Source organism: Myxococcales bacterium (assembly GCA_012517325.1).
Classification (GTDB): Bacteria; Lernaellota; Lernaellaia; order Lernaellales; family Lernaellaceae; genus JAAYVF01.
Genome location: JAAYVF010000069.1, coordinates 1 through 25,755, shown reverse-complemented (window position 1 = coordinate 25,755; position 25,755 = coordinate 1). Strand labels below are relative to the sequence as shown.

The 25,755-nt window shown below is 60.0% G+C and carries 19 protein-coding genes and 3 tRNA genes; 12 read left to right on the top strand and 10 right to left on the bottom strand.

The features are described 5' to 3' along the window. Positions 1–57: 57 nt before the first annotated feature. Together GX444_12145 and GX444_12140 are read left to right on the top strand one after the other, a co-directional pair. Entirely contained in the window at positions 58–555 is a 498-nt protein-coding gene (locus GX444_12145) for a DUF721 domain-containing protein (GenBank protein NLH49332.1), read from the top strand. Positions 556–584: 29 nt separating this feature from the next. Next, positions 585–2,255: a hypothetical protein gene (locus GX444_12140; GenBank protein NLH49331.1), complete on the top strand. Its 1,671-nt coding sequence runs from the start codon at positions 585–587 to the stop codon at positions 2,253–2,255. Positions 2,256–2,356: 101 nt separating this feature from the next. Here the strand turns inward: GX444_12140 and GX444_12135 are convergent, their stop codons facing one another. Then, complete coding sequence (locus tag GX444_12135) at positions 2,357–4,399, bottom strand: S8 family peptidase (protein NLH49330.1); 2,043 nt, start codon at positions 4,397–4,399, stop codon at positions 2,357–2,359. A gap of 1,037 nt (positions 4,400–5,436) precedes the next feature. Beyond that, complete coding sequence (locus tag GX444_12130) at positions 5,437–8,055, bottom strand: SUMF1/EgtB/PvdO family nonheme iron enzyme (protein ID NLH49329.1); 2,619 nt, start codon at positions 8,053–8,055, stop codon at positions 5,437–5,439. Between the two features lie 272 nt (positions 8,056–8,327). On the opposite strand from GX444_12130, the gene GX444_12125 reads away from it, so the two are divergent. The 3 genes from GX444_12125 to GX444_12115 all read left to right on the top strand — a co-directional run bounded on the left by GX444_12125 (position 8,328) and on the right by GX444_12115 (position 11,103). After that, positions 8,328–9,635 carry a hypothetical protein gene (locus GX444_12125; GenBank protein ID NLH49328.1) on the top strand — a complete coding sequence of 436 codons (1,308 nt, stop codon included), beginning with the start codon at positions 8,328–8,330 and terminating at the stop codon, positions 9,633–9,635. Positions 9,636–10,062: 427 nt separating this feature from the next. Then, positions 10,063–10,257: a hypothetical protein gene (locus tag GX444_12120; GenBank protein NLH49327.1), complete on the top strand. Its 195-nt coding sequence runs from the start codon at positions 10,063–10,065 to the stop codon at positions 10,255–10,257. Between the two features lie 90 nt (positions 10,258–10,347). Further along, positions 10,348–11,103, top strand: a complete 756-nt coding sequence (locus tag GX444_12115; protein NLH49326.1) for a YiiG family protein — start codon at positions 10,348–10,350, stop codon at positions 11,101–11,103. Positions 11,104–11,187: 84 nt separating this feature from the next. Here the strand turns inward: GX444_12115 and GX444_12110 are convergent, their stop codons facing one another. Genes GX444_12110 through GX444_12100 form a run of 3 tightly spaced genes read right to left on the bottom strand, consistent with a single transcriptional unit; the run spans position 11,188 to position 14,982 of the window. Then, complete coding sequence (locus GX444_12110) at positions 11,188–12,795, bottom strand: xylulose kinase (GenBank protein ID NLH49325.1); 1,608 nt, start codon at positions 12,793–12,795, stop codon at positions 11,188–11,190. A 23-nt stretch (positions 12,796–12,818) separates the two neighbouring features. Beyond that, positions 12,819–13,490 (bottom strand): class II aldolase/adducin family protein, encoded by a 672-nt coding sequence (locus tag GX444_12105; GenBank protein NLH49324.1) that lies wholly within the window; start codon positions 13,488–13,490, stop codon positions 12,819–12,821. A 13-nt stretch (positions 13,491–13,503) separates the two neighbouring features. Next, positions 13,504–14,982, bottom strand: a complete 1,479-nt coding sequence (locus tag GX444_12100; protein ID NLH49323.1) for an aminotransferase class III-fold pyridoxal phosphate-dependent enzyme — start codon at positions 14,980–14,982, stop codon at positions 13,504–13,506. A 151-nt stretch (positions 14,983–15,133) separates the two neighbouring features. On the opposite strand from GX444_12100, the gene GX444_12095 reads away from it, so the two are divergent. After that, entirely contained in the window at positions 15,134–15,748 is a 615-nt protein-coding gene (locus tag GX444_12095) for a TetR/AcrR family transcriptional regulator (protein NLH49322.1), read from the top strand. A 70-nt stretch (positions 15,749–15,818) separates the two neighbouring features. On the opposite strand, the gene GX444_12090 is transcribed toward GX444_12095, so the two are convergent. Together GX444_12090 and GX444_12085 are read right to left on the bottom strand one after the other, a co-directional pair. After that, positions 15,819–15,891: transfer RNA gene (locus GX444_12090), tRNA-Arg, on the bottom strand. A gap of 10 nt (positions 15,892–15,901) precedes the next feature. Continuing rightward, a tRNA-Ala gene (locus tag GX444_12085) sits at positions 15,902–15,974 on the bottom strand. A gap of 191 nt (positions 15,975–16,165) precedes the next feature. On the opposite strand from GX444_12085, the gene GX444_12080 reads away from it, so the two are divergent. The 4 genes from GX444_12080 to nth all read left to right on the top strand — a co-directional run bounded on the left by GX444_12080 (position 16,166) and on the right by nth (position 22,137). Further along, on the top strand, positions 16,166–18,712 hold the full coding sequence (locus GX444_12080; GenBank protein ID NLH49321.1) for a PQQ-like beta-propeller repeat protein: 2,547 nt from the start codon (positions 16,166–16,168) through the stop codon (positions 18,710–18,712). Then, positions 18,709–19,707 carry a radical SAM protein gene (locus GX444_12075; protein NLH49320.1) on the top strand — a complete coding sequence of 333 codons (999 nt, stop codon included), beginning with the start codon at positions 18,709–18,711 and terminating at the stop codon, positions 19,705–19,707. Before GX444_12080 ends, GX444_12075 begins: the two co-directional genes overlap by 4 nt. Before the next feature lie 70 nt (positions 19,708–19,777). After that, entirely contained in the window at positions 19,778–21,499 is a 1,722-nt protein-coding gene (gene polX / locus GX444_12070) for a DNA polymerase/3'-5' exonuclease PolX (GenBank protein ID NLH49319.1), read from the top strand. Then, the gene (nth, locus tag GX444_12065) at positions 21,496–22,137 is read left to right on the top strand and encodes an endonuclease III (GenBank protein ID NLH49318.1); all 642 of its coding nucleotides are present in this window, start codon (positions 21,496–21,498) and stop codon (positions 22,135–22,137) included. The genes polX and nth overlap by 4 nt, the downstream gene beginning before the upstream one ends. 5 nt (positions 22,138–22,142) lie before the next feature. Here the strand turns inward: nth and GX444_12060 are convergent, their stop codons facing one another. The 3 genes from GX444_12060 to GX444_12050 form a co-directional block, all read right to left on the bottom strand. Beyond that, a complete protein-coding gene (locus GX444_12060) occupies positions 22,143–22,478 on the bottom strand; it encodes a hypothetical protein (GenBank protein ID NLH49317.1) in 336 nt (111 codons plus the stop codon). A gap of 12 nt (positions 22,479–22,490) precedes the next feature. Then, positions 22,491–23,708 carry a hypothetical protein gene (locus GX444_12055; protein NLH49316.1) on the bottom strand — a complete coding sequence of 406 codons (1,218 nt, stop codon included), beginning with the start codon at positions 23,706–23,708 and terminating at the stop codon, positions 22,491–22,493. Positions 23,709–23,829: 121 nt separating this feature from the next. Continuing rightward, positions 23,830–24,498: a DUF1566 domain-containing protein gene (locus GX444_12050; protein NLH49315.1), complete on the bottom strand. Its 669-nt coding sequence runs from the start codon at positions 24,496–24,498 to the stop codon at positions 23,830–23,832. A gap of 144 nt (positions 24,499–24,642) precedes the next feature. On the opposite strand from GX444_12050, the gene GX444_12045 reads away from it, so the two are divergent. Together GX444_12045 and GX444_12040 are read left to right on the top strand one after the other, a co-directional pair. Continuing rightward, positions 24,643–24,716: transfer RNA gene (locus tag GX444_12045), tRNA-Arg, on the top strand. A gap of 129 nt (positions 24,717–24,845) precedes the next feature. Further along, positions 24,846–25,631, top strand: coding sequence for a ParA family protein (locus GX444_12040; GenBank protein NLH49314.1), 786 nt, complete (start codon positions 24,846–24,848; stop codon positions 25,629–25,631). The last annotated feature ends 124 nt before the right edge of the window (positions 25,632–25,755 follow it).

Here is a 25,755-nt window from a genome sequence, read left to right as displayed (position 1 = left end):
GCGAAAAACAGCTTTACCCGTTTCCGCTTTAATCGCATGATACTCGCCGGAGGCGCGATGAGCGGAGCCAAATACGGCAAAAACGTGCACAATTCCGCCGAACTGGTCGAATCCGTCGCCCGTCGTTTCGGGCTGGAATCGCTGATCGGGCGGCACCGGCTGTTTCCGTTGTGGGAACAGATTGTCGGTGCGCGGCTGGCGGAAGTCTGCCGGCCGGTCGAAATCAAAGGCCGGACACTGGTCATTAAAACAGTCGATAGCTCCTGGGGACACGACATTAAAATGCACGCGACGCTGATTTTGGAGCGGATCGCCGAACGGACCGGCGACGCGCAGCTGACCAAACTTCGCGTCGTCACCGGCGTCATCGAACCGCTGACGCGGATGCCCGCGGCGCCACCGCCATTGGAAACGATCGAGGTCGAAACCGACGACATCGACCGCCAACTCGACGAAAGCGCGATCGGCAAATATCCCGAGCATCGCCGGCTGGCGGCTCGCATCTGGGCGAACAGCCGCCGGTTGGCCAAACGCCGTGGGGAGTCGCGAAGCTGATCCGCCATCTTTCACCACGCGGCCGAACCTTGCTGGCAGCCTTGGGACTGGCCGTTCTGGTCGTTCTCGTCTATTCGCCGTTGCTCCGGCACGGTTTTCGCGAAGCCGACGATTTCGTGCTGGCCGCCGCCGCTCAACTGCTTGGCGGTCTGGCGCCCGACCGGCTCGATATGGCAGGAGTTCTGGGCGGCCCCGAATTGAACCAGGCGCTCAGCCGCACCGCCCCGGTGTCGCTGCTGACCGTCGCGGTATTATTCCGCTGGCTGGGTAACAATCCATCGATCCAATTGTTCGCCGTCATCGTCGCCCATCTGGCGGCGCTGTATCTCCTGTTCTTTCTTTTACGCCTCTGGCAACCCGACCGTTCCATGGTCTGGCCGGCGATTCTCCTGGCAGCGCTGCATCCGATCGCCGCCGGCACCGTCGCGGGATTGTCTTCCTTGGCGGTGATCCTGGCGATGAGTTATACCTTGTTGGCCATGGCGTTTACCCTGTTGATGAAGCAAGAGGGCCCGATCCGCCTGCTTTTTCCGGTCCTGCTGTTTTCGTTTCTGGCGGCCGCCTGTGATGTCGCCGGGTTGATCGTGCTCCCCGCGGTGCTGTTAACGGCTTTCGCCGGCCCACGGAAGCCCGAGGAAAACCCCTGGCCGCGCCGGATCGCCGCGCCGCTCGCCTCGCTGGCCGGCGTCGTCCTGATCGCCTATTACATGAACTCGTTCGGCCGGCCGGTGCTGTACCTTGAAAATTTGCGGCAGTGGACGCCATCGCGTTTTCCGATCCACGCAGCCTGGTTGCTACGCGGTTGGTTTCTGCCGGTCGATCCGACGATGCCACGCGGTCCGGAATGGCTGGGACCGGTGTTCATCGCCCTGCTCTCGGCGGCGTTGATGTCCGCCACCATGGCCGGGTTTCGCAAACATCCGCGCCTGGCGATCTGGCCGCTGCTCGCCCTGCTGACCCTGTTGCCGGCCGCGACAAACCTGGAACTGCCCGGCCCGCCCGCCCGCACGACGGCCTGGGCGGCGCTCTATCCCTCGCTGATCTTTCTGGCGATCTGGGTGGCCGACCTTTTCTCGTTCGGAATGTCGCGACGCCGTAAAATCATTGTTATCGCCATGTTGGTTTTTCTGGTCGGGCCACAGACTTTTCGCCTGGAGCAGGTTCTGACGCACCGGGCGCTGTTGGTCAACCGGATGGGCCGTGAACTGGCCAAACTTGTGACCGACACGCCGAACGGCACCGAGGTTCTGCTGCCGACGGATTCCTCACGGTTGGGTTTGATGGAAGCGGCGTTTCTGGCCGCGCACTATTCCGGCATGCCGCCGCGGCAGGTCGGCTATCGGATGCTGGTCGGCGGCCGGCTGGTGCTGCGCGACAACGCCGCGCCGAGCGGCGAGCGGCTGGGAATTTTCGCCCGCCTGCCGCTCGAAGAGCAAAAAGTGTTTTACGGCTTCAGCGACGGCCACCAGCACCTGATGGATTTGACGCCGCTGATCACCAAACAGACGCAGGCGGCCATGGAAGCCTATCGCCGCAGCCACCGCCTGCCGCCGCCGCTGATGCTGCACGACGAACGCGCGATCGCCGATTGGTCGCCGGCCGCAAGCACCGACCAGAATGAGCCGGTGGAGAACCCGATCTGGTTTGTCGAAGGGATGATGCTGCGCCTGCATCCCCGCGCCGGCCGAAAAATCTTTTAATCCCGCCGCCACACGCCTGGCATAAAAAAAGGCCGGTCCGAGCGGCTCGGACCGACCGTCAGGCAATCGACCGGGATTCGGGCGAATCCCGGGTTGCGGGTTCAGCCTTGCGGGAACCACTCATCCGACTGATTGGAATAATCGGGAGTGGCTTCCCAATCGTACGTGTAACCGCCCAGTACCCGATTGTTGCCGTCCAGGCTTTGCGGCGAAACGAAGGAAGAAGCCCAGAGGCTGCGGATAATCGGGGTGAACACTGGGTCGGTACCGATTACGATGCCGGTCCAGGCCAAACCGGTCCCCCAAACTACGCCCGGCTGATAAGAACCTTGGAACAGATTGTAGAGGTTTTCGCCCGAGACGGTGATGCCCGTCCAGGCCAACCCTTGACTCCAAATCACTTCGTCACCGGTCGAAGAGAAGACGGTGATCGGTTCGACGCTCTCGTCCAACAACCAAGTGTCGCCCGCGTGCAGCAGGTTGGTGTCCTGTCGGACGGATAGAGCCAGGAACGAGGCGCCCGGCACGTTGAGCAGGCCGGAGCCCTGTTCGATCGCCGGAATCGCCCGGCAATTCGCGTCGTTGCGCCAGTTTTCGTTGGTATAGCAGGAAGCCGGGCTCGTCTCGTAGAAGAGCGGTTCGGCCGTCAGCATCAGTATGGCCTTGGTCGCGTTGACGGTCAGGGAAGGATTGGCCTGCAAGAGCAACGCCGCGGTGCCCGCGACGAGCGGAGCGGCCATGCTGGTACCGCTCATTTTGAAGTAGTCGGCGTTGGCGCGGCCGCACGGCGTGCCACCGTACGTGCAAGCATCGACGATCCGGTTCGGATAGGAGGCGGCCAGGGTGCTGCCGTCGGCCAAGGGGGCGATGACCTCGACGCCCGGGGCGAGCAAATCGGGCTTCGCCAGACCGTTCCAGGCCGTCGGGCCGCGCGAGCTGAAGAACGCCACGTTGTCGTTGTGGCCGTTCGGATCCTGCTGCCGCAACACGGTGTCCCGGCTATCGCTGGCGCCGACGGTGACCGCTGAGGGCGTGATGCCCGGCGAGGCGACGACGCCGTACAGCGTCTTGCCGTTGTAATAGCCGTAATTTCCGGCCGCGACCACGACCAGCAAACCGTTGGCCACCGCGTTTTCCACGGCCTGGCAAAGCGGATCGAGCGACCACGGATCCATCGGCGGCAGGCCGAGCGACAGATTGGCGACGCGGATGTTGTAGGTCGAGCGAATCGACAGGATCCACTGCAACGCCGAAATGACGCTGCTGACCGAACCCGAGCCGTCGCTCTTCAAAACCTTGGCCACGACCAGCTTGGCCTCGGGAGCGACGCCTTCGAAGGTCGTGTTGTAACCCTTGATGTAGGAATCGCGGCCGTTGCCGGCGATCAAACCGGCGACGTGGGTGCCGTGACCGTAGTTGTCGGCGACGTTTGTGATCGTGCCTTCGGTGGAGAAGTTCTTCACGGCCACGATCCGGCTGCCGCTGGCGCCGCCGAAATCGCCCTGGGTGGCGTCAATGCCGGAATCGACGACCGCTACCGCCACGCCTTCGCCCGTCAGGCCGTTAAAGTTCGTGGCGTTGGTCCGCACCTGCACCATATCCATGCCCAGGGTGCTGTTGGTCAGACTAAGCGACGAAACCTGAACGTCGCGGTCGGGAGTGATGTAGGACACTTCGTCCAGCTTCACCAAATCCCGCACCACGGCGCGGTCCGCCGTCAGTTTGAAGGCGTGAATCGAGTCGAATACTTCGTCGATCGCGTATCCGGAAGCGTTGAGCTTGTCGACCAGCTTCCAAATCACTGCGCGGTCGAAGCTCATTTTCCAAATGACCGCCTGCTCGGGAGTAAATTTCCAGATCACCGCGCCGTCGAGGCTGGCTTTCCAGATGACCGCCGGATCCAACAGCCGTTGCTGAGCGGCCGGGCTGATTTCCTTTTCGAAGATCGTTTGCGGATCGGCCTGGACGATGATGTCCACCAGTCCGTCGGCCAGCAAAGCGTCTTCGAGGTCCGGTGCGATTTTCGCCGCCTCTTCCGCGGTCAACTCGTCAAGGGAAGATTCGGGGCTCGTGGCAACATCCTCCCCGCAACCGGCGATCAAAGCGACCGCCATGAAAATCGCCACCCAAATCAACCGTTTCATGTCATCCTCCTGAGCATATAAATAGCGTTTTTGATTCGCCGAATAACGAACCATAAGCCTTTGCATCATGAGACGGTTCGATATATGTTCAATTAATATGCCAAAATGCGAAAAGGAAATAGAAATGCACCTATCCTATTGTTTTTATTGTTTTTTTACATTTTCGCATTCGTTCGACAAGGATTTGACGAGAAAAAGCAGCGGTCAAAAGCCAATTAAAACGCCAAACTTCCGACAGATTGGGCGTTTATACTTGGGAAATCAAGCGAGATTTTAATCTTCGGCACTCAAGTCAAAACAAAAAAACAGCCTATCTATTTGGTTTTATATGTATTTAGACCGATTCGCCTAATCACCTCCCACGTCAAAATGCCGCCGCTTGAAAATAGTTTCCTGCCTGACATTTTTTTGACAGTCGCTGTTTTTCAGCTCGTTGCGCGTGAGAACTTCTTTTTTCGTCGGCAAAGTTGACCACCCGCCGGCAGGCAAGGTTTACCTATCTCAATGAAAGCTCACGAGATTTGAATCAATTCGACAAAACGGCTGCGACGTTATTCTGTTTCATCCATTTTCGACCGATTCGGGATTCAGGCAAAATAACGTCGATAATGAGTATTATTTAGATAAGCGTACTTTACAATTGAATGTGCAAATCGGCCCATAATTTTTCTAATGCTCTATACACCAACCGACCGATGATTATATTGTGAGCAGGAAAGAAAACGATGACGCCGTCGAGTGATTTTACAACTTAGCGTTACAACGGCGAATTTCTTCCAAGATTGTCATCGACCCTTGACGGCGTTTTCAGGAACCCACCGCGCTGCCGGATGGTTTGTTATCCTCCCCTATCCTACATCCCACCATCCCGGCAGCGCGTCTCTTTTTAACTACCATACACCGATCGCCGAATGCAACGAATTTTCTTTTTTCCGCTGCGTCCGGCCGGCTTTCAGCCGTTCCGGTAGAATGAGAAAAGAATGCAAGAGAAACGACAGACGGACAAACCTTCTTTCAGCCTTGCCCAGCGCCCCGGTTTACCACTGCTCCGGATCGAGAATCACGTCGCAATCCACTACTTGGGCGCCCGCCGGATTGCGGAACGGCGAATAGCAATATTCCAGCAGGAACGACATATCCTCCCACCGCACGGCCCGTTCCTCGGGTGAAATCGCGCGATCCGGCCGGAAAGGAATCTCGCCGTCGGGGACCGAAGGATCCCACGGATCCCAATAAGCCCAGGCGGAGTAATGGGTGACGGCCGTTGTGTATTGCTCCTGGATCAACCGCGCCTCTGCATCGGTCAGCGGCAACCCCACGGTCGCCGCGGCCAGCAAAAACGCCGCCTGATCCGGCACGTAGTCGAGGCTGTTTTCCCAGTTGCCGAAGCCTTCCATCATGTCGTCGGCGCGACGCGTCAGGCCCGTCAGCAAGTCGTAAGCGATGTCGTTGTTTCCCGTCATCAAAGCCTGGTGCGCGGCCGCGATGTGGAAATAGCGAATGATCGCCCAATTGAAGTAATGCTGATAGGCCGCGATGACCTCGTAAATCCAGCCGATGCCGTTGCCGCAATCGACTCCCAGCGGCTCGCCGTAGGCGATCAACGCCGATGCCAAACGCGGATCGCATTCGGCGCTGGGCACCAGATCAGTGTAGAGTTCGAATGTCGCCAGGTCGTTGACCAGGAAGGGATAGTCCATGTTCATCGGGATGAACGTATTGCCCCATTCGTCCTTGGTGCGGATGTAATAACCGGTCTCGACGATATCGCGGGTGAAGCCGACCAGGTATTCCAGCGCCTCGGCCGCGGCGTCGCGGACATCCTGGTCGGGGGCGTCGGTCGAAAGACGCATCAGCAAGGGAATCGTGCGATAGATGTGCGGCACGTCATCCTTGCTGCGCATGTTGCGGATCCACATCGGGCCGAAATACGGATTGTAATCGTTGGGGATCGTCCACCCGTTCCAATCGAACCGGTACTGCTTGACCGGGTCGTAATTGACGACGATCTGTCGGCCGCCCTCCTCGGTATAGGCGTGATTGGCAGGGAACGGCGTGCGCGGCATCAGAAAAGGCTCCGGATCGTCGGCGGTAAAGGTCATGCCCTGGATCAAGGCCTTGATGCCTTTCGAATGGGTGACCAGAATCCGGCGCATCGTGGCGTCGCCGGAAGCCAGGTAGAGCGCGGCCACGTTGTTGAACAACCGGCCGGTGCTGATCATCAGGTTGTCGGACGGGCCGGTGTGGGTGAAGGTCACCACGCCTTCGCTCTTGGTCAACGTCACGTCCTGAACCTGCAATTTGTAGTCGGGCCAGCCCTGCCCGTTGTCCTCGCTCATCCCGTGGCCGACCCACAACATGCGGGGGAAGAATTGGCTGGTCGCATAAAAATTAGTGACGGCTTCCGTGAAGGTTGAAATCTCCTCGGGCGTCAGCGGATCGCCGACCGCCGGCCGGGTGAACGCGAACGGCAGTTCATCGGGCCAGTCGGTCGCCGCCTTCGGCAAGGATACCGCGATCGGCGCCGCGAGGACGGGAGAAGGCATTAGCCGCGGGGCATCCGCGGGCAAAGTGCGCACGGGCCGGAGGCCGATCAGGTGAAGCCGGTAATCGGGCGTGTGGCCGGTGCGATAGGCGGCCCGCGTCCGCGCCGCCCCCAGCCAGCGGTATGGTGTGCTGCGCACGACGCGGAAATGGCCGTCGCTCGGCCCTTCCGGGTCGGTCGCCGCGCCGCCTAGATCGTTTTGATACCAATCCCAGGTCCATTCGGCGACGTTGCCGAGCATATCGAACAAACCCCAATCGTTGGCCGCTTTGCCGCTACCGGTCGGGTGGGTCTGCTTCTTGGAGTTGCCGCAATACCAGGCGATCCCATCCAGCAGCGGATCGACCGGCTCGCAGGTGATCAGCGTCGGGTCGCCGGCATAAGTGGCGGTCGTCGTTCCGGCGCGGGCCGCGTATTCCCATTCGGCCTCGGTCGGTAGCCGGAAACCTTCGCACTCGTAAACGGAATCCTCGCCGTTCAGGGTGACGGCGGCGTCGGCGATGCCGCCATGTTCCGCGCAGTAGGTTTGCGTGTCGCCGGCCGTTTCATCGGTGCAGATGATCTCGGCCAGCACGTAGCAAGGGGCGTACTGCAAATCTTCGGAAAGACGGTTGGTGTAGGCCAGCGCGTCGAACCAGCTCACTGTTTCGACGGGCAAGGTTTCATCCGCGCCGAAGTTGGGGAAGTGGCTGGGGTTGAAATCCATGACGTCCAGAAACTCGCCCTGGCTCACCTCGGTGTTTTTCATTTCGAAATGGCGGGAAAGCGTGACCAGATGCCGGACCTCGTTCGACCGATGGCCGGTTTCGGATTCGGGACTGCCCATGTAGAAATCACCCGCCGGAATATACGCAAAGCCTGCCGTCGTCACCGGAGTGTCGTTGTCGTCGTTGTCATCGTTATCGTCGTCATCGTTATCGTCATTATCGTCGTTGTCATCATTATCGTTATCGTCGTTGTTATCGTCATTGTCGTCGTCATCATCGTCGTCGTCCGCGGGCGAGGAGTCATCGTCGTTGTCATCGCCATCGCCGCGGCAACCGCTTATCGTCGCCAGTCCCAGTGCGAGCGACAACAACAGCAATATGGTCAAATAAAGCCTGCGCTGCATGGTCATTTCCCCTTCTGCGAATCCTGTCCCTCAAATATTAAACGAAACTTCATAAATGATAAACCAAATAACGAACAGATACAAATACGCCGGCATTAAATTATTGAGCGATATTATTGACTTGAATAGGTGATTTATTTTCCCGCAAGCAAAGGCTGCAACGCAAAGAACCTTTTTGATATAAAAGAAAAAGCGGCAACGGTTTCAATCCTGAGCAATCTTGAATATCGCCAACCATGAATTATTTCCTCGGGCTGCCAAAAAAGGCAAAAATGAGGAATCTATATTGGCTTATGGTCTTTGCGGCTTCACTTCTTGCCGTGCTGACGACCCTCGCCGGCTGCGCCTGCGACGACGATGACGATGATAACGACGACAATGACGATAACGACGCGTCCGACGACGACAACGGCGACGATGACAACGACGCCGGCGACGATGACGACGACGATAATGACAACGACGACAATCAAATTGCCTGTTATCGGGACTACGATTCCGACGGCTTCGGCGATGCCGAGGTTGATCAGGACTTCCAGGCAGACACCTGTCCGGAAGGATGGGTCGATGACCATACCGATTGCAACGATGCCGACTTTCTGACCAACCCCGACGCGGCGGAACTGCCCACCGACGATATCGACGAGGACTGCGACGGCGCGGATTTGATCCCCGCGAACGACACCGGCATTTTCGTGGCGCCCAGCGGCGACGATCTGAATCCGGGCACCATGGAAGCACCGATGAAAACGATCGACGCCGGCGTCGAGGTCGCCCAAGCCTCGAACCTGCCCGTCTTCGTCGCGGTCGGCGACTACACCGAATACATCGAAACGAAAGTATCCATTCACGGCGGTTACAGTGACGAAACCTGGGAACGCGGCGGCAAAGGGCCGACGCGGATCAACGCCGCCACCGACATCGGGGTCTACATCACCAACTATGCCCACGAAAAGTCCGTCGCCCTTTCCTGGCTGACCATCAACGGCGGCAACGCCGCGCTGACGGCGGCGGTTTACGTCATGTTCGAAGCCAATCTGACCCTGGTCAACTGCGTGCTGAACGGCGGCACGTCGAGCGGCACTTCCTTCGGTATTTACGTCTGGCGCGACAGCCGGTTGAATCTCCTCGGCAATACCATCGTCAACAACGGTGAGGGTTCGGACTACGGGGTCGCGGTCGACGGCAGCACGCTGACCATGATCAACAACATCGTTTATTTCGACGAAAACGGTGATGAAGCCGTCGACGTGGTTTCCAGCTCGGTCTATCTGCTCAATAACGATCTCTGGAGCAGCGACGCCCTTGCCTTGGTGAACTCGGAGATGACGGCCGCCGACGTCAACGCCTGCGAATGGCTCGGATGCGAGGAGGCCTCCGGCAACATCAGCGCCGATCCGGCCTTCGCGGATTTCGCCAACGGGGATTATCATCTGACCGCCGGCAGCCCCTGCATCGACACCGGGGTCGACCCGACGCCCTGGTACGACGGCAACCTGGACGACCGGGATTGGGACAGCGAACTCCGTCCCGTGGGCAACGGCTGGGACATCGGTATGGATGAATACACGTCACGCTGATTTCATCCTTGCTACAACCATTTAAAACAACATTTGGTTAAAAAAACCTTGCCAAATACATTTTCACTGTGCTATTTTTCGCCATGGTTGATTGAGCGCTCATTCAGCGTTTCTATTTTTTCTCTTATATTACAGCATTTTGCGGCGATTAATTATAAATACACGTTATATTTCTTTTATATCCTATTGTTATCCTTGATGAAGTGAAATTATTATCTTGATTTTTTCGTGCAACGAGTTACCATAAAAAGTGTGCAGGGGCGGGAAGGTAGCGAGAAAGTTGAAAACAGTGGTACGAATTTACTCGCATTTCGGGCATCCTGTTTTCTCGTCGGCCAGGCGTCGCTTTGGTATTCGTAAAGTGCTAATATTACTAAAGTTTGAGGCGCGATAAACCGATGTTTATAATAGAGAGGGAGATGCGCGGATGAGTTCGATTGCAGAAAAAATCACCGGCAAGTCCGCCGACGAACTGAACAAACGGCCGCTCGCGGAATTGCTGGATTTGACTGAAATCAGACGCACTCTGAAGAAAGAACAACTCCCTAAAAACGGTGATGCCGTTAAAACATTAGATACCGATAGCCCAGAACACGAACATACAGTCGAATCACCAAAGTAACAACACCCTGTTTGCACTGGTTATTTGGTACCTCATTTAATTAATAGCCATACTTTAAACTTCCACTTTTGGATGTCGAGAAATAGACGGATGAAGCAACGCGAGAAATTTTCTATTCCTTCCGATGAACAAAAGAAATCTTTTTCCAATATCATTCATTTATATTACCACACAAAACAACTTTTAGGCACTGTCCAATCCATGTCCAACAAAGCAGTGTCGTTCAACCCGCATTATTTTTCGTTGGGTAACGCACGAAAATTGGCCAATGTCCTTGATTCACTGATGACCCTATTGACTGGGGATTATGGATTTGAAAAGTACGGAGTGCACCTGGAGGAGGAACCGAATCGTATTTGGCTTGAAGAATTTGAAAAAATACAAAAAGAGCTCTACCACATTTGCTATCATTCCTATAACTTGATCATTAGCAGCATCAACAAGACCTATTCTAACTATATATCAAAATATTCAATCACACACATTCTGTCCGTATTGAGCGATCAGGAAAAAACCGCTTTCAATCAATACGATCACTTTATCAAACAATTGGAAGACTTAAAAAAGGAAAGTGCGAGGATCCAAGAGGATTGCACCAAAGGCGAAGATTTGATTTATCGTTATGAGACGCTAACAACCAATTTATTTACCATCAATCAAAGCATTCAAAGCCATCATGATTTATTGGAAAAGATAAAAAAAGAACAGCCCTTCCCTACGGAAAAGATAATAAATAAAATTACCCAAACCGGAAAAACGCAAAAGAAACGATGGATTTGGGGAATTGTCGTGGCGATCGCTCTTTTCCTACTGGGCCTTGCGTGTCGACATTTATTGAATTTCTAATTTTCGTCCCACTCGATAGTGTTTTCAGACTCCAGTGAAGACCCTACGGGTTCGATGCTCATCTGTTTGCGGTCGATCGCCGTTCTACCGCCCGCGGTGGTGGAAGGCGTTGAGGCGCTGGTGGATGCCCTTTTCGGCCTGATACAGGTTGGTGAATTCCGCGAAGTGCAGATCGTAGACTCGGCGGTTTTGCGGTTGCGGATCGTACGTCGCCTGGATCGCCACCCGCTGGGGGATTTCGTCGAACCGAATCCGGCCGAGGGCGGCGGCGGCGATGAACGCCGAACCGCGCACGTTGGCCTCGATCGGGTTGCGCACCTGCCGAATCTGACGATCCAGAACATCGGCGAAGATCTGGCACCAAACGGCGGATTTGGCGCCGCCGCCCACGGCCGCGATCGAGAGGCAGCGCCGGCCCAGGAATTTTTCGACCGGCTTCAGCAGCCAACGAACGTTGAGCGCCACGCCTTCGAACACGGCGCGGATCAGATCGGGACGCGTGTGTTCGAGTGACAGGTTGTGGAAACCGGCGCGGATCGACTGGTTTTCAACCGGCGCGCGTTCGCCGTAAATCCACGGCGTGTAAAGCAGGCCGTGAGCCCCCGGCGGCGCGGATTCGGCCAGGCGGTCGAGGATTTGATAAAACGTCGCCGGCGTTTCATCCCGGTAAAGCAGATCGCGATGGAACAGGAGGTTGTCGCGCAGGAACGTCAGGTTGCCGCACGCGGTGGCTTGCAACGCGATCATCAGGTACTTCCCGGGCACGGCGCACGGCAGCGAAGCGATGGCGGACAGCAGATCGGTCTTCTTGAAAGGCACGTGCGCGGCGAACCAGTTCGAGGTGCCCAGGTAAAGATGCGTGTCGCCGTCGCCGATCGTGCCGGCCCCCACGGCGGCGGCCGTGGCGTCGATCGCGCCCGCGACCACCGGCGTGGCCGGCGCAAGGCCGACCTCCCGCGCGAAATCCGGCGCGACGCCGCCTAATATTTCGGTGCACGGCACGGGCGCGGGGATTTTCTCGGGCGGAATGCCGATGAGCGCGCACAGCCGCGGATCGATCTTCACGCGGTCGGGCGAGCGGTTGTCGGTCAGCCACGAGGTGGCGATGGAATCGAAGGTCGAAACCAGCCGCCCGGTCAATCTGAAGTTGACGTAGTCCAGGACATTTAAAAACTTGTGGGTCCGGCGGTAAATGTCCGGCTGTTGCTGTTTGATCAGCAACATGTGGCCCACGGGGTCCTTGCCGGTGAGCGACGGCGCGCCGCCCGTCAGCCAGATGTACTGCACGATCTTTTCGGGAGAATAGCCCGAGACGTTCACCAACCCGCTCATCCGTTTGCGGACCAGCGCCGCGCCGCGGGTATCCATCCACAAAATGGCGTTGCCGAGCGGCTTGCCGTCCCGGTCCACCGGCACCGTGCCCTCGCCCTGGGTGTTGGCGCAGATCGCCGCGATGGCCCCGGCGGGAACGACGCCTTGCTTGACGACGGCCCGGCAGGCGGCGGTGATCGCCCGCCACCAGGCCTCGGGATCCTGTTCCGCCCCGCCTCCGGGCGGCAGGATGGTCTCCACCCCGCGGAATTCCCAGGCGTGAACCGTTCCAAAATAGTCGACGATCGCCGCCTTGCATCCGGAGGTGCCCAGATCGATCGCCAGAACGTATTCCGCCGCCTGACTGGCTTTCTTTTTCAACGGTTCGGCATCCTTCCGCCGCGTCAGTCCCGGCGGTTTTTCGCGTTTTGCTTGGAATACAGGCGCAAATAGTATTGGTGCATCAAGTGCGCCTCGAACACGTTAATACTTTTGGCGCCGCCGAGAAACTCCGCCTCGATGAACGCCTTGCAGGTTTTTTCGAGCACCAGGCACGCCGCGAAGGCGTCGTCGAGCGTCGTCCCCACGCACACCGCGCCGTGGTTGGCCATCAGCGCGGCGTTACGCCCCTTCAGCGCCTTCAGGCAAGCGCGCACCGTTTTCATGGTAGAGGGCAGCGCGTAATCCGCGCACCGGACGGACGGGCCGAGAAGTTGCACCTGATCGTCGAGGATCGGCGGAATCTCGCGCCGCGCCGCCGCGACGACCGACGCGTTGGTCTGATGCGTGTGGATCACCCCGCCCACGTCCGGGCGCTCGCGGTAAATCGCCGCATGCAGTTTGCGCTCGGCCGAGGGCCGGATGTCGCCCCCGTACTGGCCGGTGAGCAGATTCACCACGACCATGTCCTCGGGCGTCAGCTCCTCGTAGGCCCGGCCGCTGGGGGTGATGACGAAGCGTTCCTCGTCCAGGCGACAACTGACGTTGCCCCACGTCCGCGCGACGAGCCCCTCGCGCAACAACTTGATGCCGCCGTCGCGCACCAACAGGCGTGCTTCTTGTTCGGTCAGCGACATGGTTCGTCTCCTCCTACACGCCCTCGATGTTCTGGAAGACGCGTTCGAACCGCGCCAGGGCGTCGTCTATGATGGCGTTGGTGCAGGCGGCGCTGGTGTACATGCGGCTGCCGGCCAGCGTGATCAGGCCCTCGGCCATGTAGGCCGCGCCGATCTCCTGCATGAGCTGGGTCCGGAGGTTGATTTCCTCCAGGAGCGATTTGATTTTCGTCAGTTTGATGTCCAACAGCATCACGCCCGTCGTTTCCAAGTGGCAGATGGAGCCTTGATTGTAGGCCACGTACGGCAGGCGGTATTTATCGATCAGCGCCTGCAAACCCTTGGTCAGGCGATCGCCGGCCCGGCCCGCGACCTCGGGCGCGTTGGTGCGCTCCATTTCCATCAGGGTGAAATAGCCCGCCGCGCAGCTTAGCGGGTTCGCCGCCAGCGTGCCGCCGACGTGGACTTTTTTCTTGATCGCCTTGCCGCCGATGCCGCCCGCCAGCAGCTCCATTAGTTCGCGCCGCCCGCCCAGGCCGCCGGCCGACGGATAGCCGCCCGTCACCGCCTTGCCGAAAACGGTGAGGTCCGGCTTGATGCCGAAGTAGCCCTGCGCGCCGCTCATCCCCAGCCGAAAACCCGTCACGACCTCGTCGAAAACCAGCAGCGCGCCGTAGCGGTCGCACAATTCGCGCACCTTGGCGTTGTAATCCTTGTCCACCGGCCGCGTGCCGCTTTCGGGGCCGACCGGCTCGACCAGCACCGCCGCCGTGCCGCCGCGCAACTGGTTAAACTGGAGCCGCCGCTTCAGCGCGTCGATGTCGTTCGGATAAACCTCGTGGGTCCGGTAAAAAATATAGTAGGGAATGCCATGCGACAGGAAACCGCGTGTGCCGGGGATCCGCATGCCGTAGGACAACTGATCGCTCCAGCCGTGATAGGCACCGCCCATCTTCACGATCTGCTTTTTTCCGGTGGCGACGCGGGCCAGCCGGATCGCCGCCATGCACGACTCGGTGCCGCTGCCCAGCATGCGGAACATTTCCACGCTCGGAAAACGCTCGGCGATGAACTTGGCCAGCTTCAATTCGTATTCGTGGAACAGCCCGGTCACCGGCCCGGTCGCGCGCAGCAACTCTTCCACCTGCTCGCGGATCACCGGCGGGTTGCTGCCCAGCACGGTCGGCCCGCCGCCCTGCAGAAAATCGATGTAGCGGTTGCCGTCCAGGTCATAGAGATAGGCGCCTTCGGCCCGCGGAAACACAAGCGGAAACGGATAACTGAACGCCAGGTTGTGCTGGACGCCGCCGGGAATGTATTGCTTGGCTTCCTCGGTCATCGCCTTGGATTTCTTACAATGCTCCTCGTATTGGCGCAGGTAGGCTTCCAAGGCGCTTTTCTTCAGCCGCCGCACGGGTTGCGCGGTCAATTTCGCCAGTCGGCGATAAACCTCGCGGGTATCGTGATATTCGGAAATGGCGAAGCCGGTTTTGGGAACTTTGTTCGCTGGCATGGTCGTCCGTCCTCGAAAAAATTTTCTTATTGTCAGGCACTTATACACTGTGTATAATCTGAACACTGTTCAGAGGGCGATTATGGACCAAAGCCGACCGAAAAGTCAACCATCCGTTTCCGAATTGCGCCGGGAGCGTGAGCGCGCGGAAATGACCGAACGGATCATGAACGTCGCGCGCGAGATGTTCGTGCGGGACGGCTACGAGGCGGTCACCCTGCGGAAGATCGCCCAAAAAATCGAATATTCACCGGGGTTCATCTACCAATTCTTCCAAGACAAACAAGCGCTGGTGATGGAAATCATTCGCAAGGATTCCGATGACCTGCGGGCGTTTCTGCTGGAGTGTGCCGAAGTCGGCGATCCGCTGCAGCGGGTGATCGAAATGGCTCGGCGTTACGCCTCGTGGGGCATCGCCCACCCGAACCATTACCGCTTGCTGCTCGTGCCGCCGCCCGCCTGGGCGGAACAGGACATCGAACTGCGCAAATACGAACGCCCGCCGCTGGAACGCGAAACGCTGCACGTGCTGACGACGCTGATGGCCGAAAGCATTCGCGAAGGCCGTCTGAAGGAAAAGTACACCGATCCGGGCCTGGTGGCGGCGACGCTCTGGGCCGGCATCCACGGCGCGATCCTGCTGGAAATCACCATGACACCGAAAGACCGCGCCCTGCTCGGCGTTGAGCAAGCACCATTCGAAACGCGGTTTCAAACGCTGGTCGAGGTTTTTCTCGAGGGTTTCTATAAGCATCCGCCGCGTTGAGCGTTCGGCGGCCGACATCATTTGGTGTTTAAAAAGAAAAAGACCGCCTCGGCGCGGCCCTGAAAAGATTCGCCCCCTGCTGGAATCGAACCAGCGCACTCGGATCCGGAGTCCGATGCTCTAATCCACTGAGCTAAGGGGGCAATAAAAAAATGGACCGTAGCAGATTCGAACTGCCGACCTCTGCCTTGCGAAGGCAGCGCTCTTCCAGCTGAGCTAACGGCCCACTGTCATTCGGTTTCTTTATAGAAATATTGCGCCTTGCTGTAAAGATCGGCGACACCCGCCCGGCGGTGTCTCGGGACGGCTGTATTTAGCGGTTTTGCCGTCCCGCGTCAAGCGGATATTCTCCCGGGTTGCCGCTCGCCGGCCCCTCCACTATTCTGCCGATGAAGATAGCCATCGGCGGAGTTATCCATGAAAAATAGAAACCTCCTGTTTTTATGGCTGCTGATTGTATGGACGACGGGTGTGCTGATCGCTTGCGAAAACGACGGCGACGCTACCGCCGATGACGACGCCGGCGGCGCTGATGACGACGACAATGACGATAACGACCTGAGCCCGCCGCCCGAGGAATACGATTACGACGTGCCGGTGAAGGCGACTTCGCCCTGGCCGGAACACCGGCGCACCAGCACCCACAGCGGCCGCAGCCCGATCGTGCCGACGCCCAACGATCGCGAACCCTGGTTTTTCCAGACCGCCAAGGGGATGTTCCACGAACCGATCCTCGACGAGGACGGCACCGTTTACATCGGCTCGGCCGACACCAATTTTTACGCGATCAATCCCGACGGCACCGAAAAGTGGCGTTTCGCCATGACCGAACTGGTCGACTCCACCGCCGTGCTCGGGGCCGACGGCACGATCTACGTGCCCGGCGGTGACGGTTACATCCACGCCCTGACCGCGACGGGCGAGGAAATATGGCGGCTTTCCGCCCTGGGCGATCAGGGTTATCTCACCTGGTGGGAAGGCCACGCCGCGATGGGCCCCGACGGGCGCCTGTACGCGGGCAACGACGACCGGCGGATGTACTGCATATCGCTCGACGGCCGGATCGACTGGACATACGCCACCGGCGATCAGATCTGGTCCTGCCCCGCGTTCGGCCTAAACGGCCGGCTCTTTTTCGGCTCGAACGACCTGCTGTTCCGGTCGGTCACCGCCGCGGGCAAACGGGCCTGGCGGGCGCTGACCCTGGGGCCGGTCGCCGGTTCGCCCGCACTGTCGGATGATCGCGCAACGGTTTACGTCGGTTCGTTCGACGGTTACCTGCACGCCTACGACGCTGCGACCGGCAAGCCGCGCTGGAAATTCGCGGCTCGCGATCATTTTTACGCCTCGCCGGCGATCGCCGCGGACGGCACGATCTACATCGGCTCGGCCGACGGCACAATGTACGCGATCAACCCGGACGGCACGTTACGGTGGTCGTTCGACACGCTCGATCCGATCCGCAGTTCGGCGGCTGTCGACGGCGACGGCAACCTGTACTTCGGTTGCGGCGACGGGAAATTGTACGCGCTGCGGCCCGACGGTAAAAAAGCCTGGTCGTTCGACACCACCACCGGCGACCGCAACGATCTGAACGGCTCGCCGGCCATCGACAAACAGGGCATCGTCATCGGCGGCGAAGCGGGCGCGGTGGTGTTCGTGCCGTTCGGCTATTGCGATAACAACGCCGATTCCCGCTGCGACACCTCACCCGACGAGGCGATTCCCGACCATGGCGCGTTTCTGTACTTCTACACGAACGGCGGTTCCTCGGTCGCGGAAATCGAAACCGCGCCGGCGCCGACCGAGGTTCTCACCTTCCGCCTGGTCGTGCGTAAAAACGGCGAAACCGTGCGCGCCCGCGTGAAATCCTCCACTCTCGACCTGACCCTGACGCCGAACGTCGCGCACCGGGTCGAGGTCTCGGCCGACGGCAATTTCCTCAGTGTCATTCCGGAAGAGCCGCTGCCGCTGAACACCGCCATGACCGTCGCGATTTCCGGCCAGTACCTCACCGGCGGCTGGCGGCTGGGCAATCGTTTGTTCGGCGGTGAAGTCGGCGGTTCTTTCCAACGCACTTTTACCTTCAGCACGGCCGCGCCGACCGGGCATCCGTTGCCGCTGACTGTCACCGAGGATCAGGCGACCACTCTGCTCCTGCGCCGGATGGCCGCGCCGCAGCCGCCGATGCTGACGACCTTCAACCAGATCGGCTTCGACAGCTACAACTTCCTGCTCGGCACGGTGGCGATCGACCCGGCCCGCAAGAAAGCCATCCTGCTGACGGTGGAAGGCACGCCCGGCCTGTCGCCGCACGTGAACGTGGACACCAAGAGCATTTTCGGCCTGAACGGCGAGTACCGCGATTCGTATTTCGCCTTCGGCGGCGAGGGATTTCGGCTCGACATCACCGGGGTGTCGATCGCGATGGATCTGTTTCGGCTCAGCGGCCTTTTGGCCCCGGATCTGACCGCCGACAACCTCAACATCTATGACGAGGTGACCTGCGCCGAAATCGAATTTTTCGGCTTTGCCCTGAATCTCCTGGGGCTCTGCTCGCCGGACAGCGGCAAGATGATCGTCAACGGCACCGCGCTTCTGGCGCCGCAAACGGGCGGCGAAGGCCTTCGGCCGGCGGGATTGGCCATCGACGAGCTGACCTATCACGCCACGGGCGGCACCCTCGGCGGCGGCTATCTGGAAGCGTCGTTCCAACCGAACGACCTGCCGGCCGCCGAACAATTGCCGGTGATCCTCGTCGTGGACGACGAGAATTTCGCGGCGATCGATCTTCAATACGGAACGAACCTCGAAAAATCGGCGACCGGCACCGGCAAGCTGGACGGGGTCCGGTTGAATTTGCCGCCGGGCTTCGATCCGACCGGTAAAAGCGCGTACGTCATCGTCAACCTGTATCCGCTTTATTCGGCCGCCCTGCCGCCCCAAGCGGGAGGAGACCGGTGACCGCACCACGCCGCTGTTACGAGCGACCGCCGGACGATCTGCCGTGGTTCGTCAATCTGTGCGTGACCGCGCGCTGCAACCTCAACTGCCGGATGTGCCAAAGCAACCTGGCGAATCTACGCGAACCCGACACCGATTCCTGGTTGCGGTTCTTCGAACGTCTCGCCCGCTGGCTGCCCCGGCCGCGCGTCATCACCCTGACCGGCGGCGAGCCGCTGTTGCGCGACGACCTGGACGTGATGATCCGCGCCCTGGCGAAAGAAGGATTCGAACCTCGCCTGAACACCAACGGCATCCTGCTGACCGTCGAACGGCTGGCGCAACTGGAAGCCGCCGGGCTGGGTTCGCTGATTTTTTCCTTTCACGGCCTCGGCGAAACGCACGACCGCCTGCGCGACGCTCCCGGCCTCTACCAGGGTTTGTGCGACATGCTGGAATATGCCTCGCGGCATTCCGCCCTGCCGCTCCGGGCCGTGGCGCTCGTCAGCGCCGCCGGCGCCGCCGAACTGCCCGAATTGGTGCGCCGCCTGTCCGGTGCCTACCGGCTGGAAACGATCCACTTCCAGGCGATCATCCCGCCGTTGGCCGTGCCTTGGTCGTGGGAGTTTTTCGACCGCGACCCGCTCTGGCCGCGCGATCCGCAAACGCTGGCCGCGGTGCTGGCCGCGCTCGACGAACTGGAACAAATGAAGAGCGACGGCTGGCCGATCAACAATCCAGCGGCGCAGTTCGCGCTCTGGCGCGGCTATTTTCGCGATCCGCGCGGCTTCTTCGCCGATCAACCGTGCCGCGTCGCCCGCGACCACCTGCTGGTGACGGCCGACGGGGCGGTCACGTTTTGCGATCACCACGGGGCGTTGGGCACCATCGCGGACGACCCGGGCGAGCTGTGGCGGTCGCCCGCCGCCGCCCGCCTCCGCGAGAGCATGACGGGGTGCGCCCGGGGCTGCAATTACCGCGTCAATTGCTGCTACACCCAAGGCGACTCGCTTTAAAAAGCGCCGCCCGCTGGTCAGCGTCCCCTTTCTTTCCTATCATCGACCCATCAACCTTCACGGGAGCGACATGGCGACGCTGAAAGATTTGACGACGGCTTTCGAGGAAATCGCCGTATTGCTCGATCTGATGGGCGAAAATCCCTTCAAGGGCCGCGCTTATGCCAATGCCGCCCGGATCGTGCAGAGCGGCGAACTCGGGCTGGCCGATCTGGCGGCGCGTTCGCTGGCCGGCGAGATCAAAGGCATCGGCAAGGGCCTCGCCGAAAAAATCGACGAGTTGCAGCGGACGGGTGAAATCGCCTACCTGAACGAACTGCGCGCCGCTTTTCCGGCCGGCCTGCTGGAAATGTTGCGGATACCCGGCCTCGGCGCAAAAAAAATCCGCACCCTGCACCAGGAACTGGGCATCCAATCGGTCGGCGACCTGGAGGAAGCCTGCCGCGAAAACCACCTGCTGAAAGTGGCCGGTTTCGGCGCCAAGTCGCAGGAAAACATCCTGGCCGGGATCGAACGCCTGCGCCGGTTCAGCGGACTGTTTCTCTATTCGACCGCGCGCCGCATCGCCGACGAACTGCTGGCGCATCTGCGGGCGACGGGGCTGGCCGAACGCCTGGCGATCGGCGGTTCGTTGCGCCGGCGCAAGGAAATCGTCAAAGACATCGATCTGCTGGCCGCCTCTTCCCAACCGGCGCGGCTGATGGAAGCGTTCGTGAATACCCCCGGGGTCGCCCAAATCACCGGCCACGGCGAAACCAAGTCGTCGGTCGTGCTCGCCGGCGGCATCGCGGTCGATTTGCGGGTGGTCGACGAAACCCAGTACGCGGCGGCGTGGGTCCACTTCACCGGCTCGAAGGAACACAACACCCAACTGCGCTCGCTGGCCAAAGACCAGAACCGCAAGCTCTCCGAATACGGCTTGTTTGAAAACGACGCGCCGCTGCCCTTGCGCGACGAAACGGATCTTTATCGCCGCCTGGGTTTGCATTTCGTGCCGCCGGAACTGCGCGAAGGCCTCGGCGAGATCGAGCGGGCCGCGCGCGGCGATTTTCCGGCGCTGGTTGATGACGCGGACGTGCAAGGTGTGCTGCACGCGCACACCACTTACTCGGACGGCCAGTTGACCCTGCGCCAACTGGCGCTGCTCGTGCGCGACCGCGGCTATCATTACCTCGGCGTGACCGATCATTCGCAAAGCGCCGCTTACGCCGGCGGCCTCAAGCCCGACGACCTCAAACGCCAGCACGACGAAATCGACGCCCTGAACGAGGAATTGGCGCCATTTATTATCTTCAAGGGCATCGAATCCGACATCCTGGCCGACGGGCGTCTCGACTACGACGAGCGGGAACTGGCCGCCTTCGATTTCGTCATCGCCTCGGTGCACAGCCGTTTCAATCTCGGCGAGGAGGAAATGACCCGGCGGATCGTCGCGGCGCTGGAAAATCCGTATACGACCATCCTCGGCCACCCGACCGGTCGGTTGCTATTGTCGCGCGACGGCTACGCGGTGAATCTACCGGCGGTGCTGGACGCGGCGGCGCGCTGCGGCGTGGCCGTCGAAATCAACGCCAACCCACACCGGCTCGACCTGGATTGGCGGCACCATCGCCGAGCCCGTGAACTGGGGATTCCGATTCCGATCTGCCCCGACGCCCACACGCCCGCGGGCCTCGACGACATCGCCTACGGTGTCGGCACCGCGCGCAAGGGCGGGCTGACGAAGGAAGACGTGCCGACCTGTTGGCCGGCCGCCCGGCTGGCCGAATATTTCACCCGGAGGAAGCAATGACCGTGGATTTGAGGAAAAAGGCCGTGGAAGTTTACCGGCGGCTGAAAAAACAGCACCCGGACGCCCGGATCGAGCTCGATTTTTCCAATCCGTTCGAATTGCTCGTCGCGACGATCCTCTCGGCGCAATGCACCGACGTGCGGGTGAATCTGATCACCAAGGAGCTGTTTCAAAAGTACCGCCGGCCGACCGACTACCTGGCCGTGCCGTTGAGCGAATTGGAAAACGACATCCGCTCGACCGGCTTTTTCCGCAACAAGGCGAAATCGATCCAGGGCGCGGCGCGGGAAATCATCGAAAAATACCGCGGCGAGATGCCGCGCGACCTCGAAACGCTGGTGACCCTCCCCGGCGTCGGCCGTAAAACCGCCAACGTCATCCTCGGCAACGCCTTCGACGTTCCCGGCATCGTCGTCGATACGCACGTCGGCCGCGTCACCCGGCGAATCGGCCTGACGCAAAACGACGATCCGGTGAAGGTCGAATTCGACTTGATGGAACTGATCCCGCAAAAGGAATGGACGTTGCTTTCGCACGTGATGATTTTTCACGGGCGCCGCGTCTGCAAAGCCCGCCAACCGGTCTGTCCGGCCTGCCCGGTCGCCGACCAGTGCGACTACTTCAAGGCCAATAGCTGATTGGTTCAGCGCCGTGGAATCAACCGGCGCGGGTCCGGCGCCTTGGGCGGTTCGTCTTTTTTCTGGGGATGACAACTCGCGCAAGCGTTGCGGCCGTGACAGAACGCGCAAGTCGGATCGTGCGAATACGAAGCGTGCCGGCGTAAAAAACGGTCGTCGTGCATCGCCGGCTTCTGATCCGCTTTCAAGTCGGGATGGCAGGAACGGCAATTCGCTCCGGCCGCGCTTTGATGGATGAAGTACCCGGAGGCCGGCGCCGGCGTCGCGGCGCATCCGACCAGCCATGCCGTCAGACAGGCGGCCAACACCGCCGGGATCAACCACAAAACCTGTTTGTGCATGGCCCCCCTCCTCTAAGGAATAGCGTCGAGCAACCGATCGACGAACCGGACGCCGGAGCGCAACAAGCCGACGATCGGCTCGGCCGGCGGTGTCGTCGGGGGCGTTTCCAACGCAGCGATCCAAGCCTCCGGGTCGTCCATGGATAGCAGTCCCGGCAGGTTGTAGACGCCGATGCGCCGGGCACCGCCCGCCTTCGCGGCGGCGATATCGGCGGCGAACGCCTCGACCGAATCGTAGCCGACATCCGGGTCGGCGCTGACGATGCCCACGGTGATCTCGACGTCCGTTCCGCAGCGCTCGATCGCGTCGTGGGCGTATTCGTAAACCATGTCCGCGCCCAACGGCAGGCCCAGGTTGGCCCCGTATTCCGTCGTGTAGGGGTTGAAAGCCCAGCGCGCCCATTCCGCGCCGGACATTGGGATGTCGGCGATGTCCTGAATGTCGGGATCGCCGTCGATCAGGTCGTCGAGAATGAAGGGATAGGTCGACACCATCGCGCTGAAGCCCCGCGCCGCCAGTTCCTCGATCAGGTATTCCACCTTCGCCAGGCTGGCGGCGAAGCGCGCCTGATCGCGGTTGTCGAGTAAAAGCTGAATCGCCGCGTCCCAGTCACCGTTGGCGAAGTACTCGTATAACTCGTCGATTTCCGGGTGGCCCAGTTCCATGTTGATAGCGAACTGATGAATGGCTTCCGCCTGCGGCTGGATGTAATCGGCCACCAGCAAGGCGTTTTCGATGAACGCGTCCAACGTGTCCTCGCAACCCCATGAACCGTCGTTCCAATCCAGCAGCGGCCAGATGATGACCGGCACGCCCGCCTCACGCGCCGCCGCCAGCAAGGTCAGCAGATCAGGAGTGATATCCCAGGGGCGCACGTTGAGCATCATTGAAAGACCGTGCTCGACGAACAGATCGAGCCGGTTCGTGACGTCGGTCATCGGCAGATTATCGACCTTGATGGTGTATTCGTAGGCGATCGGCGAGGTATCGTTGTCATTGTCGTCATTGTCGTTGTCGTTGTCGTTGTCGTCATCATCGTTATCGTCATTGTCGTCGTCGTCATCGGATGGCGAAACGTCGTTGTTGTCGTTGTCGTCATCGTTGTCATTATCGTCGTCGTCGGATTGGTCTTGAGCAGAATCGGCATCGTCGTCTTCCGAACAGGAAAAGGACCAGCCGCACAGCAAAGCCAGCATCGCCAGCAGGAAAATAAAGTGGAGTTTATTCATCGCGCTCACCCGATCCGGTGTGAAAATTCACCGAACCCAGGCATAGCACGATTACGGCAAATGCGCTAACGGCTGCCGTACGCGCGGCTCGTGTTTATTTCGCGAAAATGGCTCGCGACCGTTATTTTTGGAGCAATTGCACGCAACGCGTCATACGCGTGGAATACATGGAATCAAAAGCCAGATCGCCCTCGTTGAAGTCGACGCCCCACACGAGATCGCTGGTGCTTCCGGCCATTTCGGTGGCCGACCAATACCAACCGCATTCGGCCGGCAGTTCGGCGGGGCCGTAGCAACCTTCGGTCGGGCCTTCGCCCTCCCCGCAGGCGTAGCAGGTGTCGTCATAGCAGTCGAGTTCGGTGCATTCGTCGGTCACGCCGCAAGTGCCGTCGGTGATGGTCGAGGCGCAACCGCGAATCAGGGTGCGTAGTTCCGAAACGGTGGGCAGGCGCCAGCCGCCGCCGTTCACGGTCTGGGCGTCGCAATAGGAAGCCGCGCCGGCCCAGTCCAGCGGGCTGGCGGAGGGATTCACCAACCAATTCAAGCCGGTAGTGGGATCGGTCCACGTTTCCTGATCGTCATCGTCATTGTCGTCGTTGTCGTCGTCATCGTCGGCGGCGTCGTCGTCCGCCGCATCATCGTCGGCGGCATCGTCGTCACCGGTATCGTCATCGCCGGTATCGTCGTCGGCAACATCGTTGTCGTCGTCATCGTCATCGCCGCAAGAAAGCGCCACGCCGATTCCGGCAAACAGCAATGCAAAAATCGCCAACATAAGAAGTCTCTTCATCGATTACTCCCGTTTCAATGTTGAATTGCGCGGATTGCATACCATGAAAAAATGCTTGTCCGCAACCGTGAAAAGGCAAGGCTCGGAATCCCCCCGCTCCTCTTTTCCCATGCGGGGAACCGTGTTAGTTTCGCCTCGCTCCCTGCGCCAGTAGCTCAGCCGGATAGAGCAACGGACTTCTAATCCGTAGGTCGTGGGTTCGAATCCCGCCTGGCGCGAAACCTTTTATCGTGGCGGCCCAGTCCATTTTTCGGCGCGATTCGCGGCCGCCAGAGCGGGCGTCGCGATTTGACAACGCGCGACGGGCGATGTTAGCTCTAACGAGTTTCAACAGGCGCGGGATAACGATGAAAACCATTGCGATCGCCAATCAAAAGGGCGGCGTCGGCAAGACGACCGTGGCCGTCAACCTGGGCGCCGGACTGGCGCGGAACGGCCGCAAGGTGCTGGTGGTGGATCTCGACAGCCAGGCCAACGCCACGCAGATTCTGCATCGCCGCCTGGAAGAGAACGAAACGGGCATTTGCGAGGTGCTGTTGGACGAGGGCGAACTGTCCGCGATCATCGTGCCGACCAAGCAGGAAAACCTGTTCCTGGTTCCGGCCGGCGAATCGCTGGCCAACGCCGACCTCAACCTGGCTTCGCAGATGGGCCGCGAGCGGTATCTGCGCAACATCCTGGCCCCGCTGGAAAAAATCGGCTACGACTACGTGCTGATCGACAACGGGCCGTACCTCGGCCTGCTGACGGTCAACGCGCTGGTCGCTGCCGACTACGTGCTGGTGCCCATTTCGTGCGAATACCTGCCGCTGCTCGGCCTGAAATTCCTGCTCGAAACCATCGGCAAGGTGCAACAGAAGCTGCACCAGGAATTGAGCATCCTGGGGTATCTCATCACCATGTACGACCGGCGGGAGGCGATCACCTTCCAGGTCGAACAGACCTTGCGGGAAAAGTTCGGCGACCAGGTTTTCCAGGCGCGCATCCGCATCAACACGCGGCAGAAAAGCGCGCCCAGCAGGTCGCAGACCATCTACGAATACGAAGCCAGCCGGAACGGCAAAGGCACGACGGATTTTGAACTATTGACGAGCGAAGTGCTCGCGCGCATCGAAGGAGGGGCAAGCCGATGACCGATAAGAAATCGAAGGGCTTCGACGACATCTTCACCGCCACGACGCCCGCCGCCAAACCCGCGCCGGCCAAGCGGACCGCCCGGGCCAAAGCGCCGGCCGCGGAAGCGCCCACGCCGGCCGC

What these genes read in the sequence shown, in the direction of transcription:
- GX444_12145 (NLH49332.1), top strand. Translation starts at nt 58, where the DNA reads ATGAGCGGAGCCAAATACGGCAAAAACGTGCACAATTCCGCCGAACTG.
- GX444_12135 (NLH49330.1), bottom strand. Translation starts at nt 4,399, where the DNA reads ATGAAACGGTTGATTTGGGTGGCGATTTTCATGGCGGTCGCTTTGATC.
- GX444_12130 (NLH49329.1), bottom strand. Translation starts at nt 8,055, where the DNA reads ATGCAGCGCAGGCTTTATTTGACCATATTGCTGTTGTTGTCGCTCGCA.
- GX444_12125 (NLH49328.1), top strand. Translation starts at nt 8,328, where the DNA reads ATGAGGAATCTATATTGGCTTATGGTCTTTGCGGCTTCACTTCTTGCC.
- GX444_12120 (NLH49327.1), top strand. Translation starts at nt 10,063, where the DNA reads ATGAGTTCGATTGCAGAAAAAATCACCGGCAAGTCCGCCGACGAACTG.
- GX444_12115 (NLH49326.1), top strand. Translation starts at nt 10,348, where the DNA reads ATGAAGCAACGCGAGAAATTTTCTATTCCTTCCGATGAACAAAAGAAA.
- GX444_12105 (NLH49324.1), bottom strand. Translation starts at nt 13,490, where the DNA reads ATGTCGCTGACCGAACAAGAAGCACGCCTGTTGGTGCGCGACGGCGGC.
- GX444_12100 (NLH49323.1), bottom strand. Translation starts at nt 14,982, where the DNA reads ATGCCAGCGAACAAAGTTCCCAAAACCGGCTTCGCCATTTCCGAATAT.
- GX444_12095 (NLH49322.1), top strand. Translation starts at nt 15,134, where the DNA reads ATGACCGAACGGATCATGAACGTCGCGCGCGAGATGTTCGTGCGGGAC.
- GX444_12080 (NLH49321.1), top strand. Translation starts at nt 16,166, where the DNA reads ATGAAAAATAGAAACCTCCTGTTTTTATGGCTGCTGATTGTATGGACG.
- polX (NLH49319.1), top strand. Translation starts at nt 19,778, where the DNA reads ATGGCGACGCTGAAAGATTTGACGACGGCTTTCGAGGAAATCGCCGTA.
- nth (NLH49318.1), top strand. Translation starts at nt 21,496, where the DNA reads ATGACCGTGGATTTGAGGAAAAAGGCCGTGGAAGTTTACCGGCGGCTG.
- GX444_12060 (NLH49317.1), bottom strand. Translation starts at nt 22,478, where the DNA reads ATGCACAAACAGGTTTTGTGGTTGATCCCGGCGGTGTTGGCCGCCTGT.
- GX444_12055 (NLH49316.1), bottom strand. Translation starts at nt 23,708, where the DNA reads ATGAATAAACTCCACTTTATTTTCCTGCTGGCGATGCTGGCTTTGCTG.
- GX444_12050 (NLH49315.1), bottom strand. Translation starts at nt 24,498, where the DNA reads ATGAAGAGACTTCTTATGTTGGCGATTTTTGCATTGCTGTTTGCCGGA.
- GX444_12040 (NLH49314.1), top strand. Translation starts at nt 24,846, where the DNA reads ATGAAAACCATTGCGATCGCCAATCAAAAGGGCGGCGTCGGCAAGACG.